The sequence below is a fragment of the Roseburia sp. AF15-21 genome (assembly GCF_003479505.1).
GTDB lineage: Bacteria > Bacillota > Clostridia > Lachnospirales > Lachnospiraceae > Roseburia_C > Roseburia_C amylophila.
In genome coordinates this window covers 127521-143078 of sequence record NZ_QUHG01000002.1, presented here as the reverse complement: position 1 = coordinate 143078, position 15558 = coordinate 127521, and the positions used below count along the sequence as shown (strand labels likewise).

Below are 15558 nucleotides of genomic sequence, written 5' to 3'. Positions count from 1 at the left end.
ATTCCGTTACAAGGCATGATCCCTGCGGTCATAATGGAGATGACCGTCAGAGACCTTCGCATGGTTTTTCAGTTTCACTTCGCCCCGTTCCTGGCTCTCTAAAAATTTCTGATAGCCGGCATCTGTAAGGAACAAGCGCATCTTATCGCCTTTGTCGCCAACAGGGGAATCGTAAGACAATACATCAAAGACGATCATGTGCTTTACTTCTGGATCAAAGCGTTCAAGTGCCATGATGTCATGCCCCTTCAATTTTTCTGCCCCTGATTGTTGTCTGGCCTCGGCGATCTTTTCTCCAATCGTCCGGGCTGGATAGGGCAGACGGTAATTCTTCTGGATATCTTTTACCAAGTCCATGCACTCTGCATTTGACAGAACACGAAGTTTTGCCATAAGACCTTCTGCCGCCTCCCGCTGTTCGGAATTATTTGAATACCGCACGGTCATATAAAGTTCATTCAGGATCTTTGTCTGATAATCGCCCTCCACTTGAAAGAGCAGCTTTTTTTCCATTTCGTTTAATTCCATGTGGATCTCCTTTCTCTCGAAAATGAGTATGAAAAAAGGGCGTCCACCTATAAAAGTGAAACGCCCACGGCAACCAGCGGTCAGACATAAAGCCGGACCGCTGGCACTATTAAATTTTGTCGTTAATAAAACAGCCTCCTTTTTTCTTTATAGTTTTCGTCAATTTTCAACTTGGAAAAGGAATTGAATAAAAGACGACAAACGCTCAAACCCCTTGAAAATAAAGGCTTTTTCTGTTTGTCGTTATTATACCGTAACGGCACACCTATACCAGCAACCTGCTCTCCAACGGGGCGGCTCCGAAAGATGTACAGGAACTGTTAGGACATTCTGATGTCAGTACCACAATGAATATTTACGCTCACTCAACAAGAAAAGCAAAACGGGATTCCGCAAGACTTCTTGATAAAGTAGCGAGCAACGCTTAAACAAAAATTTCCCTTATTTCCCTTACGGATTCCGCATAAGGGCAAAAATAAGGGAAAATACATATCATTTCACTATCTAATGGGCTGAAAAGCCTGTAAAATAAGGAAAGTTCAGGAAATCTCTCCACAAATCCCGATTTTTCAAATTCATATCCGAATTATATCATAAAAATAACGACACTGTATATCACTTTCGCAACCATACAATGCCGTTACTTTTATTTTCTTTAATGCACCAAACCAAACATATTCCTGTATACGATAAATATCATATACAGGGTTCGACTCAGTTTTAGTGGACTAGACGGGAGTCGAACCCGTGTCCAAAAACCAATCCCCTGTCCTTCTACGAGCGTAGTTCATAATTTGACATTCCCTCTGCAATTCCGGTATGAACACCGTAACTGTTTCAGTAGCTTCATCATACGCCCACGGGTTCAAAGCTTTGCCCGTGTCGTTTCTCACATAGTCGAAGCCTGGTTCCTAAAGTGTGAGTGCTCTAGGTCAGACTGCTGCCATTAGGCAGCGTAAGCTAATTTATTATCGTTAGCGTTTAATTTTAAGTTTGGAATTTAACGCATCACCCTGCGGCTCGCTTCTCCAGCTTCATAATCCCTGTCGAAACCTTTACTAGCCCTTATATATTTATTCTATTATAACCTGCCTCCGCTATTCCTGCAAGAGGCAAAGATAGAACCACTGTTTGTATTGCCATTAACTGACAATTTTTATCCGCCTATTAACCAAGATTTCTTACTTTGAAATCCCGCTCTGCTTCACGGCGCATATCTTTCTTTGCAATATCATTCCGCTTATCATAAAGCTTCTTACCTTTTGCAAGCGCAATCTGGACTTTTACCAGACTTCCCTTGAAATATACTTCCACCGGAACAATGGTATAACCTTTTTCCTTAATCTTCTGCTCTAATTTACGAATCTCGTTTTTGTGCATCAGAAGCTTCTTCGGGCGAAGCGGATCACGGTTAAAAATGTTTCCCTTTTCATATGGGCTGATATGCATACCATATATGATGACTTCCCCATGTTCAATGTGTATGAAAGACTCCTTGATACTGCATTTTCCCATACGGAGTGATTTTACTTCTGTTCCATGCAGGCTGATTCCTGCCTCATAAAGTTCTTCCAAGAAATAATCATGTCTTGCCTTCTTATTATTGGCAATCATCTTAATCGATTCTTTTCCCATTCTTCATTTCTCCTGTTCCTGTTGCCTCTGTCAATTCAAAATCGATGGTTCTTACAATCTCATCCACACCGATTACCCGGATATATACTTTCTGTCCCAGCTTATAATGGCGGTTCGTTACTTCGCCAACCAGTTCAAAAGTGTCTTCAAAATACTGATAGTAATCATCGGTAAGACTGGTTACATGCACAAGACCCTCTACCGTATTTGGCAGCTCGACATACATTCCATAGGATGCCACCCCGGAAATAACGCCTTCATAAACTTCTCCAATATGCTCTGCCATATACTGTGCTTTTTTCAGTTTCTCCGTCTCGCGCTCTGCCTCATCTGCCCGGCGTTCTGTCTCGCTGGAATGTTTGGCTACTTCCGGCAGAATCGTTTCGTAATGTGTCATCCGCTTATGATTCATCCTGCCCCGCAAGGTTTCTTTGATAATGCGGTGTATCTGCAAATCCGGATAACGACGGATTGGTGAAGTAAAATGGCAATAACAGCTTGCTGCCAGTCCGAAATGTCCGGTGTTTTCTGTGGTATATTTTGCCTGTTTCATGGAACGGAGGGTCAGCCGGCTGATTAATGCTTCCTCCGGTGTTCCTTCGATTTTTCCTAACAGCTTCTGCAATTCCTTCGGGTGAATTTCCTCCTGGCTGATATGCAGTGTATATCCGAAATTTCCAATTAGTGTTGCAAGTTTTCGGATTTTTTCTTCGTCCGGTGTCTCATGGGTACGATAGAGAAATGGTATCTCCTGCCAGAAAAATTCCTGCGCCACCGTCTCATTGGCAATCAGCATGAAATCTTCAATTAATTTTGTAGCTGTATTTCTGTCGTATGGCTTGATTTCCAATGGTCTTCCATTTTTATCCAAAAGGATTTTCGTTTCCGGGAAATCAAAATCAATCGAGCCGCGTTTCATACGATTTCCTCGAAGCAGTGCTGCCAGCTCTCCCATTTTTTCAAACATCGGAACCAGTTCTCGATATGCTGCAATTGTTTCTTCGTTATGGTCTTCTAAAATTTCTTTTACCGCTGTATAAGTCATTCTGCGGTCAATTTTTACCACAGACTCTACAATTTTATGGTCAATGACCTTGCCCTTCGGGTTAATGGTCATGATGCAGCTCAATGCCAGCCGGTTCTCTCCTGCATTCAGGGAACAGATTCCATTGGACAATGCATGGGGCAGCATAGGAATCACGCGGTCAACGAGATATACACTGGTTCCGCGGTTCAATGCCTCCACATCCAGTGCACTGTGCTCCTGCACATAGTTGGACACATCTGCAATATGCACACCCAGAATATAATTTTCTCCATCCATAGTAAGGGATACCGCATCATCCAAATCTTTGGAGTCTTCTCCGTCGATTGTCACCATCTGCCAGTCCCGCAAATCTTCCCTGCCTGCCATATCAGCCTCACTGACTTCTTTGGCTACATTTTCCACCTGTTTCATAATCTTCGGTGCAAATTCTGTCGGCAGGTCAAAGCCTCTTACAATGGATAAAATATCTGTTCCCGGGTCATTGATATGACCAAGTATTTCAACAATTTTTCCTTCCGGTTTCTTACCGTTTTTACCATAATCAGTAATCTCAACGACAACTTTGTGTCCATCTACTGCTCCTTTGGAGCGTTCGATTGGAATAAAAATATCCTGCGCCAGCTTCTGATTATCCGGCACCACAAATCCGAAGTTCTTACTGCTCTGATAAGTTCCGACAATCTGATGCAGACCTCTGGATATAATTTTTATAATTCTGCCTTCCCGGCGTTTTCCGGTCTTCTGCGGATTTACTGCAACAGATACAGTGTCCATATGCATGGCTCCGTTGGTATTCTCCTCCGGGATATAGATATCTTCCTCTTCACCCTCTACCGTCACAAAGCCAAAGCCTCTGCTGTTTCCGGTATAAACACCGGTTAAGAATCTTCCGGAAGCCTTTACATATTTGCCCTTCTGGGTCAGCTCTACCTTGCCTTCTTCCAGCAAAGCATCCAAAACCGCATGCAACTCTTCCCGCTGCTCTTTGGATACCTGCAGAATCATTGCAATCTCTTTGGCTTTCATCGGGACATATAAGTCATCACAGATAAACTCATATACAATTTTCTTTCTTTTTTCCAGTGCTTCTCTATCCATTCTTTTCTTTCCTATTTTTTCTCGCTGCTCACATAACTTCAAGAAACTGCTTTACACTTTTCTCGTGCCTGCGGCGGTCGCTTGCGGCATCTACCTTATACACCGCAGTGTGCATCTTCGCGGAGCTTTTTTTACTTTACAGGAAAGCAATTCCTGTAAAGTAAAAAAAGCTGTCGTTCACACGACAGCTCTTTGGTTCTTAGAAACTTCCAATATTCAGTACGATGGAAATTAACAGGAATAAGATTACCAGTACTCTGGTTACCTTTACCAACATTCCTTCCATAGAACGACCTTTATTCTTGCCCCAATAAGTATCAGCTGCTCCGCTGATTGCTCCAAGTCCTGCAGACTTACCTTCCTGAAGAAGAATAATTACTGTCAATGCGATAGATATAATAATAAATACAACTGTTAAAACCGTTTTTAAAACTGCCACGAATGACACCTCCTGTGGATTTATAATACTCGTAACTTTGACAGTATATCATACACAAGGACAAATTACAACCACTTATTTCGCATTTGTATTGAAATTTTTGCTGATATCTATTACGATTCTTCGATCCGAATCAGACGATTATATTTTGCCGTCCGCTCGCCACGGCACGGTGCTCCGGTTTTAATCAGATCACTGCCAAGCCCTACTGACAAATCCGCTATGGTCGTATCCTCGGTCTCGCCGCTCCGATGGGACATGATGGTCTCATAACCATGTTCTTTTGCCATGCGGATGGCTTCCATAGTTTCTGAGAGCGTTCCAATCTGGTTTGGCTTAATCAAAATCGCATTACCGCATCCCATGGAAATTCCTTTATTCAGGCGCACCGGATTCGTGACAAATAAATCATCGCCTACCAGAATCACTTTATCTCCCACTTTTTCTGTCAGACGTTTCCAGCCATCCCAATCCTCTTCGTCCAACGGGTCTTCAATGGAATAAATCGGGAAACGGCGAATCATCTTTTCCCAGTGCACAATCAGTTCATCCGTGGTATAACGTTTGCCGGATTTTGGCAGATAATATTCTCCCGGTGCATTACCTTTCCATTCGCTGGCAGCCGCATCCAGAGAAATCATAAACTGTTTGCCTCTGCCACAGCTGTATCCTGCTTTGGTAATGGCTTCCATGATAAGCTGGATGGCTTCTTCCTCATTTGCAATGTTTGGGGCAAAACCGCCTTCATCTCCCACTGCCACAGACAACCCACGGTTCTTTAATAATTTTTTCAAATGATGATAGACTTCTGCACACCAGCGGATTCCTTCGGTAATGCTGTCAGCACCAATTGGAAGTATCATAAATTCCTGAACATCCAGATTGTTATCGGAATGTGCACCGCCATTTAAAATATTCATCATCGGTACCGGAATCGTCACTGCATTTACACCGCCCACATAACGGTAAAGCGGCATCTGCAATGCTTTTGCTGCTGCTTTGGCGCAAGCTAAGGACACACTTAAGATTGCATTGGCACCAAGCTTTCCTTTATTTTCTGTTCCATCCAGTTCCAGCATCAGCGCATCCAAATTTTCCTGACGCAATACGTTTCTGCCTAACAGTGCTTTTGCAATTCTTGTGTTTACATTTTCCACCGCCTGCTGCACACCATTTCCACCATAACGCTCGCCGCCGTCTCTTAATTCAATGGCTTCAAATTCTCCGGTGCTGGCTCCGGAAGGTGCTGCCGCCCGGGCAGTCGACTTCTTTCCGGTTGTCTCTGTCTCCACAGTTACTTCTGTTTCTATTGTGGGATTTCCTCTGGAATCTAATATTTCTCTTGCATGAATTCGTGTAATCGTCATTTTTACAGCCATAAAAAAATCTCCTTTTGAAAATATTCTGAATTAATAGTTCAGTATCTCCAAAAGAAGATTTTTTATTCTTTCGAAATAATTTGATTATACGTTAATCTCGGCTGTCATACCAAGAATCTCTTTGTTGTCATCCAAAATCGGCTGTACCACATTCTTTAAGAAGGCATCTACCTGAATTGGTGCTCTTCCTACATATTTTGCAGGGTCCATATTCTGCTTCAGCTCTTCTAAGGTTGTATGGAATGCAGGTTCTGCTGCAATCAGCTCAAGAAGGTTGTTCTCTTTACCCTCCTGTTTTACATTTTTGCCTGCTTCCATGGAAAGTACACGAATCTTCTCATGTAATTCCTGACGGTCACCACCAGCTTTTACAGCATCCATCATAATATTTTCGGTTGCCATAAATGGAAGCTCGCTCATCATGTGTTTGTAAATAACTTTTTCATATACAACAAGTCCGTCTACTACATTTAAGCAAAGGTCTAAGATTCCGTCGATTGCAAGGAAGCCTTCCGGAATGGAAAGACGCTTGTTTGCAGAGTCATCAAGAGTTCTCTCAAACCACTGGGTTGCGGATGTAATTGCCGGGTTTAATGCATCAATCATGACATAGCGGGAAAGGGATGCAATACGTTCACTACGCATTGGATTTCTCTTATATGCCATTGCAGAGGAACCAATCTGGCTCTTCTCAAACGGTTCTTCCACTTCTTTCAGGTGCTGCAGAAGACGGATGTCATTGGACATCTTATGTGCACTTGCTGCGATGCCTGCTAAAATGTTGGCAACTCTGGTATCTACTTTTCTGGAATAGGTCTGTCCGGATACTGCATAGCACTCCTTGAAGCCCATTTTCTGTGCAATCATCGGATCAATCTTATCGATGGTTTCCTGATCTCCGTCAAAAAGCTCCTGAAAGCTTGCCTGTGTTCCTGTGGTTCCCTTGGAACCTAAAAGTTTCAGGCTGCCTAATACATAATCTAAGTCTTCCAAATCCATAATAAATTCCTGGCACCACAGTGTTGCACGTTTTCCAACGGTAGTTGGCTGTGCCGGCTGGAAATGAGTAAATGCCAGTGTCGGCTGATTCTTATATTTATCTGCAAATTTTGCCAGTTCTGCAATGACATTTACTAATTTCTTACGAACCAGTTTTAATGCCTCTGACATAATGATGATATCGGTATTATCTCCAACGTAGCAGGAGGTTGCTCCTAAATGGATGATTCCTTTTGCTTTCGGACACTGTACGCCGTAAGCATATACATGGGACATAACATCATGACGGACTTCTTTTTCTCTTGCCTTTGCCACATCATAGTTGATGTCATCCTTATGTGCCTTTAATTCATCAATCTGTTCCTGTGTAATATCAAGTCCAAGTTCTTTCTCGGTTTCTGCCAGTGCAATCCAAAGTCTTCTCCAGGTACGGAATTTCATATCCGGGGAAAAGATGTACTGCATTTCTTTGCTGGCATAACGCTCTGATAATGGGCTGTTATATCTATCGGTACTCATATGTGTGCTCCTTTTTATTTTTTATATTCATAATTGCAGACTCAGCTCCACTCGGAAGCTTCGCTTCCTCGTTGTCCGTTGCACCTTTGTGCACCGTACAATCCTTACAACCATACCGGCTGGTTCATGCAAGCATGACAGCCGGTACGGTTGTAAGGATTAGCCGCTGTGTCAGTCTGCTTATCGCTCATATTCGCCACGGATATCCTCTTTTGGCGGCTCCATCGGATATTTTCCGGTAAAGCATCCTTTACAGATTGGAAGTCCTCCTACCAGCTGTTCCAGACGCTCTATTTTTAAGTATCCCAAAGAATCTGCACCTATTATTTTCCGGATATCTTCGATGGTTCTGTTATAGGCAATCAACTGCTCCCTCTCCGGAATATCGGTTCCAAAATAACATGGCCATAAGAATGGAGGGGAACTGATTCTTACATGCACTTCTGTGGCACCGGCTTCTTTTAACATATTTACAATACGGTCAGATGTGGTTCCACGCACGATGGAATCGTCAATCATAATAACACGCTTGCCACGGACTGATTCTGCCAGTACATTTAATTTTACTCTTACGCTGGATTCTCTGCTGCTCTGCTTCGGTTTGATGAAGGTTCGTCCCACATAACCATTTTTTACAAAAGCAGTTCCATATGGAATTCCGGACTGCAGGGCATAACCCTGAGCTGCTGCATTTCCGGACTCCGGTACTCCTACTACCAGGTCTGCATCTACCGGTGAATCCATTGCAAGGAAACGTCCTGCCTGGATACGGGATGCATAAACGCTGACCCCGTCAATATGGCTGTCCGGTCTCGCAAAATATATGTATTCAAAAATACAACGTGCTTCCTGTTCTTTTGGAAGACACATAGTCATATCAGACTGAATGCCGCCTTCCGGTGAAATTGTTACCACTTCTCCCGGCAATACGTCTCTGACATACTCTGCATCAATGGTCTCCAAGGCACAGGTCTCAGAAGTAATGATATAAGCATTGTCACGTTTTCCGATCACAAGGGGTTTGAAGCCATATGGGTCTCTTGCGCCAATCAGCTTACGAGGGCTGGCTACAACCAGAGCATAAGCTCCTTTTAACTTCTGGCAGGCTCTGCGTACTGCTTCCTCGGCTGTCTTGGAATTCAGACGCTCTCTTGCAATGTGGTAAGCAATTACCTCAGAATCAATGGTGGTCTGGAAAATTGCTCCGGTATATTCCAAATCTTTGCGAAGCTCCTTCGCATTGATGAGGTTTCCGTTGTGTGCCAATGCCAGCGTACCTTTTACATAATTTAATACCAGCGGCTGTGCATTCTCACGGGTGGAAGAACCTGCAGTGGAATAGCGGACATGACCAACTCCGATATCACCTTTCATTGCTTCTAACTGTTTTCCGGTAAATACTTCGTTTACCAGTCCCATATCTTTATAGGAAGTAACTTTTCCCTTCGGTCCGTTTGTCTCACTTACTGCAATACCACAGCTCTCCTGTCCTCTGTGCTGTAATGCAAACAGACCATAATAAATACTGGAAGCCACATCATTTCCGTCAAAATCATACATGCCGAAGACGCCACATTCTTCATGCAGTCCGTCCCATGGGCTTTCCTTTAATTCATTGTTATTCATAGGGTTCTCCTGACTATATTTTTAAGCAAATTTCTTACCGGTCAGTAATTCAAATGCTTCTTCGTATTTCTCAATTGTCTTCTCGATTACTTCATCCGGAAGGAGATAATCACTGTCTGGATTTGCTTTTAACCAGTCTCTTACAAACTGTTTGTCATAAGAAGGCTGTCCCTGTCCCGGTTTATATCCTTCTAATGGCCAGAAACGGGAGCTGTCCGGTGTCAGCATCTCATCACCTAAAACTACATTTCCATTCTCATCGAGACCAAATTCAAACTTGGTATCTGCAATGATGATTCCTTTGCTTAATGCGTATTCTGCACATTTCTTGTAAAGTGCGATGGTATATTCTTTAATCTTTTCTGCGTACTCAGCACCCTTGCCCGGGAATGCTTTCTCTAATACGTCAATACTCTGTTCAAAAGAAATATTCTCGTCATGGTCACCAATCTCAGCTTTGGTACTTGGTGTGTAAATCGGCTCAGGTAATTTATCGGATTCTACAAGTCCTTCCGGTAATTTGATTCCGCAGACGGTTCCGTTCTCTTTGTAGCTTGCCCAGCCACTTCCGGTAATATATCCACGAACAATACATTCGATTGGAATCATTTCCAGTTTCTTGCACATCATGCTGTTGCCATCATATTTCTCATTCTGGAAAAATTCCGGCATATCTTTTACATCAACGGAAAGCATATGGTTTGGCACGATATCCTTTGTAAAATCGAACCAGAATCTGGACATCTGTGTCAGAATTGCGCCCTTATTGGTAACCTTATTCTTTAAAATATGGTCAAACGCTGAAATTCTGTCTGTTGCAACAATGATAAGGCTTTCTCCATTATCATATACTTCTCTTACTTTTCCTTCTTTAAATGGTTTAAATTCCTGCATACTGCTTTTGTCCTCCATTTTATGCTTTCGCAAATTTTTGTTGTGATAAAAAACACTACTGGAAAATTATAATACAGTGCCTTTTAGAAAGTCAATGAATTTGGGCGAAGTGCGCCTTTTGCCCCATATAGAAAAATGAGCGAAATTTATTAGTTTTTTTGTCTAATATTTTCTATTTATAAGTATTATTAATATATGTGCCGGAAAATACTTATCTATAGCAAAAGATTCTGTACCTTACACTTGAGATACAGAATCTTTTTATTTACGCGAGCAGCGAGATAAATTACATGCTTGCATGCAGATTTGCCAAGCACTGCGATAACTTGAGAAACTCGCAAAGCGTGTTTCTCGTAGTTAGTATTTCGCCCTTACGGTCTTATTTTTTGATTAACAAAGATTTCCCTGTCATTTCTTTTGGCTGTTCCATTCCCATCAGCTCGATTAATGTAGGAGCGATATCTGCAAGACATCCACCCTCTCTTAAACCGTATGCAGGGTCTGCATTTACCAGAATGAATGGTACCGGATTGGTAGTATGTGCTGTAAATGGTTCGCCTGTTTCATAATCGATTAACTGCTCTGCATTTCCGTGGTCTGCGCAGATGAACATCTGTCCGTCAACCTCTTTTAATGCTGCAACAGCTTTGCCTACGCACTCATCAACTGCTTCTACTGCCTTGATTGCTGCAGCCTGAACTCCGGTATGTCCAACCATATCCGGGTTAGCAAAGTTGATTACGATTACATCATATTTTTCAGATTTGATGGCATCTACTAATTTATCACATACTTCGTATGCACTCATTTCCGGTTTCAAATCATAGGTTGCTACCTTTGGAGATTTTACCAGAATTCTTTCTTCGCCTTTGTTTGGCTCCTCTACACCGCCGTTGAAGAAGAAGGTTACATGAGCATATTTCTCAGTCTCAGCGATTCTTGCCTGAGTCTTGCCATTGTCTGCAAGGAACTGTCCAAATGTATTGGTAAGTTCTACCTTGTGGAATGCAACGGTTTTGTTTGGAATGGTTCCATCGTATTCTGTGAAACATACATAAGTTACGTTCTTTCTTGTGCCTCTGTCAAATCCGTCGAACTCATCTGCGCAGAATGCTCTGGTAATCTCTCTTGCACGGTCAGGGCGGAAGTTAAAGAAGATAATGGTATCGTTATCCTGTACGGTTGCAGTTGGAGCACCATTTTTCATAATTACAGTCGGAACTACGAACTCGTCTGTTACATCTTTTGCATAAGATGCATCAATTGCTGCAACAGCGCTGTCTGCTGTCTCGCCAACACCTTCTGTAATTGCTTTATATGCTTTTTCTACACGATCCCAACGGTTGTCACGGTCCATTGCATAGTAACGTCCGTTGATGGTTGCGATTTCACCAACACCGATTTCTTTCATTTTTGCTTCCAGCTCTTCGATAAATCCTTTTCCGGAAGTAGGTGCGGTATCACGGCCGTCTAAAAAGCAGTGTACATATACTTTGTCTAAGCCTTCTTTTTTTGCCATTTCCAGAAGTCCGAATAAATGTGTAATGTGGCTGTGAACTCCACCATCGGATAACAATCCATATAAATGAAGTGCAGAACCGTTGTCTTTTACATTTTTCATGCCGGCAAGCAATGCTTCGTTTTTAAAGAAATCTCCATCTTCGATTTCTTTGGTAATTCTGGTTAATTCCTGGTATACAATTCTTCCTGCACCCATGTTCATATGTCCTACTTCGGAGTTACCCATCTGTCCGTCCGGAAGTCCTACGGCAAGTCCGCTGGCATTTCCTTTTACCCATGGATAATCTTTCATCAGTGCATCAATGTTTGGCTTGTTTGCCTGAGCTACTGCATTACCCTCAGTTTTGTCATTCAGACCAAAACCATCTAAAATCATCAATACGGTTGGTTTTTTACTCATGTTTTTTCCTCTTTTCTTTAAAATCTTCTATTGAAACGGATTACTCCGTTGCTGTCACATAACCATCATCATCTATGGTAATTCCCACGGAAAGGGATTCCATAAAATCAAAAATACGTCTTTTCTCACTTTCATCTGTCACCAGTGAGGTCTTGTAATTCTTCTGTATACACGGCAGAAACCGGAAATCAATAGTTCCGTCATCCCGGATGATTACCTGGGATAAACCGGTATCTAATGTTGAAGCTGAAAACCAGAAATTGCCAAGGCTATAGATAATCGGCACGCCATCCATATATTCCATGCCCTGCAGGCAATGGGTATGTCCGCCGATAATGACATCCACACCGGCTTCCACAAACTGTTTTGCAAGAGCCACCTGGTCGGAACCAAAATAGTTATTTCCTTCTGTTCCCCAGTGTACAAAAGCAATCACATAATCGCTGTTGTCTCTTGCTTCTTCTATTACTTTCAGAAACTTGTCCGGATTTAAGGTCTTTAACACGCCCGGTGTCGTCTCAGTTGCTTCCTTCGTATAATTTAAAGAGCGTTCAATCTGTGTAGCTGATACAATTGCTATTTTCTTTCCATTTGCCACAAAATATACCGGACGCATGGCATCCTTTAAATCTTTTCCTGCTCCTACATACGGAATTCCTGCCTCTTCCAGTGTATCTATGGTATCAATCAATGCAGCTTCGCCATAGTCATAGACATGATTATTGGCAAGACTGACAATATCTGTTCCAAATGTTTCTAACAAGTCGACACGCTTTGGATCTGCCCGGAAAGTATAATCCTTGCCAGCTAAAGGTTCCCCCCTTGTACTGTAGGTGAACTCATTGTTTATCATCATTATGTCAGCGTCATTCATTTCCTGTAACAAATCAGCAGAAAAACAGTCATAGATTCCATTTGGCTGCCCGTCCATATGCTCTGTCGTGCCCCAGCCTTCTGCGAAATTAATATCGCCGGTAAAATCCAGCACGATCTCATCTGGCGAATTGCATGTTTTCCAGTAAACCTGCTGCAGATCCTCTTCATTCATTCCTGTTGCCTGACAATAAAGAAGCCACAACACATGTATGGAATTTCTGGTCTCTTTATACCAGATATTTACATCCTGTTCTTCCTGGGACTCCTGTGCAATATTTAATACTGCTTCTTTTCCGTAATTGGCATAAACCCAGTTTAAGAAACTTTCGTCAATCCGATAATCCCCGATAAATTCTTTGCTGCAGGAATCCAGCAGTGCTTCGTATGCATCATCCAAATCTTCTATCACCAGCTTCTTCGTCTCTGTAGAGACTTCTTCTGTTTCCGTCACTGCATATTCTATTTTCTCGCTGCTTTCCGGTTCTGCATTTACCTGCGCTTTCCTGTCACATCCACTGCAAACCATTCCAAACAACAATATTCCTATCCCTGCCATCTGCAAAGCTTTTCTTCTCAAATCGGTATCCTCGCTCAACTCCTCTTTCATCTCTTGTGTCCTGCTTTATTGCCGATAACATTATACACTATCTTTCTTTTTCTAACAATCCTTATTTTAGGCAAATAGCGTATTCTGTTATCGGATAAACTATCCGTGCGAATCATTCGTCGGCAAGACCACATAAGGGCAGAAAGGGGTACTGGGAATTTCCACTATACGCCTTTTCTTCCCGCAACCGGTGCATATTCACATCCATGCTCAAATGCACCTCGCAGACACATCCCTGTGCCTGCGTTGCTAACTTTATATAGGAAATTCCAAGTACCCCTAACAGCCCTTACAAGGCTTGCCGGCGAATGACCTGCACAGATAGTTTGCCGTATATCAGAATCACACTTCTTTTATATCAAACCTCATCATTTAACATTTCTTCTAAGGTATGCCAGCCTAATACGGCGCACTTTACTCTTGCCGGCATATGGGAAATATCCTTTAATGCCGAAGCTTCTTCCAGCTCGTCAATTTCTTCATCCGAAGCTTCTCCTTTTATCATTTTTAAGAATAATTCTCCTAAATGCAGCGCTTCCTCTTTCTTCTTTCCGACAATCATGCCCAGCATAATATCGGCAGATGCCTGGGAAATAGCACAGCCATCTCCTACAAATGCACCGTCTACGATTTCATCACCATCTAATTTTAATTTTAAAAAGATATCATCTCCGCAGTTTGGATTCACGCCTTCCAACACCAAATCGGCATCCGGAAGGTCATGCTTGAACTCCGGGTGAATATTGTGTTCGGTAAGGATTTCATTATAAAAACTTCTACTCTCCATATCCCATTCTCCTTCTGACTCCTGCCACGCTTTTTACCAGTGCATCGACTTCTTCTTCTGTATTGTAAAACATCAGGCTTGCTCTTGTAGCGGAGCGGACGCCCAGATACTCTAACAGCGGCTGTGCACAATGATGACCTGCACGGACAGCCACACCGTCGGATTCCAATACCGCACTGACATCATGCGGATGCACGTCTTCAATAGTAAATGTCAGGATTCCGGTATGCTCTTCTGCCAGTTCAGAGCCCAGCACATGAACCTTTGGAATTGCTTTCAGTCCTTCCAAGGCTCTTTTCGTAAGTGTAAGTTCCCGCTCCTGCATGGTTTCAAAACCGATTTTGTTAATATAATCAATGGCGGCAGCCAGTCCCACTGCGCCTGCTGCATTGACGGTTCCTGCCTCAAACTTGTGAGGAAGCTCTGCATATTTTGCACCGTCTCTTGTTACAGAATCTATCATTTCTCCGCCGGTAAGGAATGGTGGCATTGCCTTTAAAAGTTTTTTCTTTCCATATAAGACACCGATTCCCATCGGTCCCATTAACTTGTGACCGGAAAATGCCAGAAAATCCACATCCAGCTTCTGCACATCAATCGGCATATGTGGGGAGCTCTGGGCTGCATCCAGCACGACTACCGCATTGCTCTTTCTTGCTCTTCGCACAATTTCCTCTACCGGAGTCGGACGTCCCAGCACATTGGACACCTGTGTGATTGCCACCAGTCTTGTTTTATCAGAAAAAGCTTCGTCTAACTTTGCTTCGCTTAAACTACCGTCCTTTTCACATTCCAGATAAATAAGCTTTGCGCCGGTCTGTCTTGCCACCATCTGCCACGGCAGCATATTGCTGTGATGTTCCATAATGGAAACCACAATTTCGTCCTCCGGACAAAGATTATTTAAGCCATAGCTGTACGCTACTAAATTCAGGCCCTCTGTGGTATTTCTGGTAAATATAATTTCTGTCTCAGATGCAGCATGGATAAACTGCTGAACTGTTTTTCTCGCTGCCTCATAGGCATCGGTTGCTTCCAGGCTCAAAGGATAGAATCCACGCATCGGATTGGCATTATGTTTTTCATAAAATTCCTTTTCCGCTTCAATGACGCATGTCGGCTTCTGTGCGGTTGCTGCATTGTCAAGATAGATAACATCCCGGTCTTTAAAAAGAGGAAAATCCTTCTTAAAATTGTACATC

General features: G+C 42.8%; 12 protein-coding genes, 1 other RNA gene and 1 pseudogene. 1 reads left to right on the top strand and 13 read right to left on the bottom strand.

The genetic code is table 11. The features are described 5' to 3' along the window. Nucleotides 1-6: 6 nt before the first annotated feature. Nucleotides 7-528, bottom strand: a complete 522-nt coding sequence (locus DWW33_RS03620) for a DUF5720 family protein (RefSeq protein ID WP_005361050.1) — start codon at nucleotides 526-528, stop codon at nucleotides 7-9. A gap of 257 nt (nucleotides 529-785) precedes the next feature. Between DWW33_RS03620 and DWW33_RS03615 the strand changes: the two are divergent. Next, nucleotides 786-956, top strand: a pseudogene (locus tag DWW33_RS03615) (tyrosine-type recombinase/integrase); the annotation flags it as partial. Nucleotides 957-1249: 293 nt separating this feature from the next. On the opposite strand, the gene ssrA reads toward DWW33_RS03615, so the two are convergent. The 12 genes from ssrA to DWW33_RS03555 form a co-directional block, all read right to left on the bottom strand. After that, nucleotides 1250-1593: a transfer-messenger RNA gene (gene ssrA, locus DWW33_RS03610) on the bottom strand. A gap of 102 nt (nucleotides 1594-1695) precedes the next feature. Next, nucleotides 1696-2163, bottom strand: coding sequence for an SsrA-binding protein SmpB (gene smpB, locus DWW33_RS03605; protein WP_022242388.1), 468 nt, complete (start codon nucleotides 2161-2163; stop codon nucleotides 1696-1698). After that, nucleotides 2144-4309: a ribonuclease R gene (rnr, locus tag DWW33_RS03600; protein ID WP_118638857.1), complete on the bottom strand. Its 2166-nt coding sequence runs from the start codon at nucleotides 4307-4309 to the stop codon at nucleotides 2144-2146. The genes smpB and rnr overlap by 20 nt, the downstream gene beginning before the upstream one ends. 199 nt (nucleotides 4310-4508) lie before the next feature. After that, complete coding sequence (secG, locus tag DWW33_RS03595) at nucleotides 4509-4748, bottom strand: preprotein translocase subunit SecG (protein WP_117696942.1); 240 nt, start codon at nucleotides 4746-4748, stop codon at nucleotides 4509-4511. Between the two features lie 113 nt (nucleotides 4749-4861). Next, a complete protein-coding gene (eno, locus tag DWW33_RS03590; protein WP_118638856.1) occupies nucleotides 4862-6127 on the bottom strand; it encodes a phosphopyruvate hydratase in 1266 nt (421 codons plus the stop codon). Nucleotides 6128-6211: 84 nt separating this feature from the next. Further along, on the bottom strand, nucleotides 6212-7645 hold the full coding sequence (purB, locus tag DWW33_RS03585) for an adenylosuccinate lyase (RefSeq protein WP_022242392.1): 1434 nt from the start codon (nucleotides 7643-7645) through the stop codon (nucleotides 6212-6214). A 180-nt stretch (nucleotides 7646-7825) separates the two neighbouring features. Then, nucleotides 7826-9271, bottom strand: coding sequence for an amidophosphoribosyltransferase (gene purF, locus DWW33_RS03580; protein ID WP_117840787.1), 1446 nt, complete (start codon nucleotides 9269-9271; stop codon nucleotides 7826-7828). Between the two features lie 21 nt (nucleotides 9272-9292). Further along, complete coding sequence (locus DWW33_RS03575) at nucleotides 9293-10165, bottom strand: phosphoribosylaminoimidazolesuccinocarboxamide synthase (RefSeq protein WP_117696937.1); 873 nt, start codon at nucleotides 10163-10165, stop codon at nucleotides 9293-9295. Nucleotides 10166-10544: 379 nt separating this feature from the next. Beyond that, the gene (gpmI, locus tag DWW33_RS03570; protein ID WP_118638855.1) at nucleotides 10545-12086 is read right to left on the bottom strand and encodes a 2,3-bisphosphoglycerate-independent phosphoglycerate mutase; all 1542 of its coding nucleotides are present in this window, start codon (nucleotides 12084-12086) and stop codon (nucleotides 10545-10547) included. Nucleotides 12087-12126: 40 nt separating this feature from the next. Further along, entirely contained in the window at nucleotides 12127-13569 is a 1443-nt protein-coding gene (locus tag DWW33_RS03565) for a CapA family protein (protein ID WP_118638854.1), read from the bottom strand. Nucleotides 13570-13927: 358 nt separating this feature from the next. Beyond that, complete coding sequence (sufU, locus tag DWW33_RS03560) at nucleotides 13928-14356, bottom strand: Fe-S cluster assembly sulfur transfer protein SufU (protein ID WP_022242397.1); 429 nt, start codon at nucleotides 14354-14356, stop codon at nucleotides 13928-13930. Then, nucleotides 14346-15557 carry an aminotransferase class V-fold PLP-dependent enzyme gene (locus tag DWW33_RS03555; protein ID WP_118638853.1) on the bottom strand — a complete coding sequence of 404 codons (1212 nt, stop codon included), beginning with the start codon at nucleotides 15555-15557 and terminating at the stop codon, nucleotides 14346-14348. Before DWW33_RS03555 ends, sufU begins: the two co-directional genes overlap by 11 nt. Between the last annotated feature and the right edge of the window lies 1 nt (nucleotide 15558).

What these genes read in the sequence shown, in the direction of transcription:
- purF (WP_117840787.1), bottom strand. Translation starts at nt 9,271, where the DNA reads ATGAATAACAATGAATTAAAGGAAAGCCCATGGGACGGACTGCATGAA.
- DWW33_RS03575 (WP_117696937.1), bottom strand. Translation starts at nt 10,165, where the DNA reads ATGCAGGAATTTAAACCATTTAAAGAAGGAAAAGTAAGAGAAGTATAT.
- eno (WP_118638856.1), bottom strand. Translation starts at nt 6,127, where the DNA reads ATGGCTGTAAAAATGACGATTACACGAATTCATGCAAGAGAAATATTA.
- sufU (WP_022242397.1), bottom strand. Translation starts at nt 14,356, where the DNA reads ATGGAGAGTAGAAGTTTTTATAATGAAATCCTTACCGAACACAATATT.
- gpmI (WP_118638855.1), bottom strand. Translation starts at nt 12,086, where the DNA reads ATGAGTAAAAAACCAACCGTATTGATGATTTTAGATGGTTTTGGTCTG.
- DWW33_RS03620 (WP_005361050.1), bottom strand. Translation starts at nt 528, where the DNA reads ATGGAATTAAACGAAATGGAAAAAAAGCTGCTCTTTCAAGTGGAGGGC.
- DWW33_RS03555 (WP_118638853.1), bottom strand. Translation starts at nt 15,557, where the DNA reads ATGTACAATTTTAAGAAGGATTTTCCTCTTTTTAAAGACCGGGATGTT.
- smpB (WP_022242388.1), bottom strand. Translation starts at nt 2,163, where the DNA reads ATGGGAAAAGAATCGATTAAGATGATTGCCAATAATAAGAAGGCAAGA.
- purB (WP_022242392.1), bottom strand. Translation starts at nt 7,645, where the DNA reads ATGAGTACCGATAGATATAACAGCCCATTATCAGAGCGTTATGCCAGC.
- DWW33_RS03565 (WP_118638854.1), bottom strand. Translation starts at nt 13,569, where the DNA reads ATGAAAGAGGAGTTGAGCGAGGATACCGATTTGAGAAGAAAAGCTTTG.
- rnr (WP_118638857.1), bottom strand. Translation starts at nt 4,309, where the DNA reads ATGGATAGAGAAGCACTGGAAAAAAGAAAGAAAATTGTATATGAGTTT.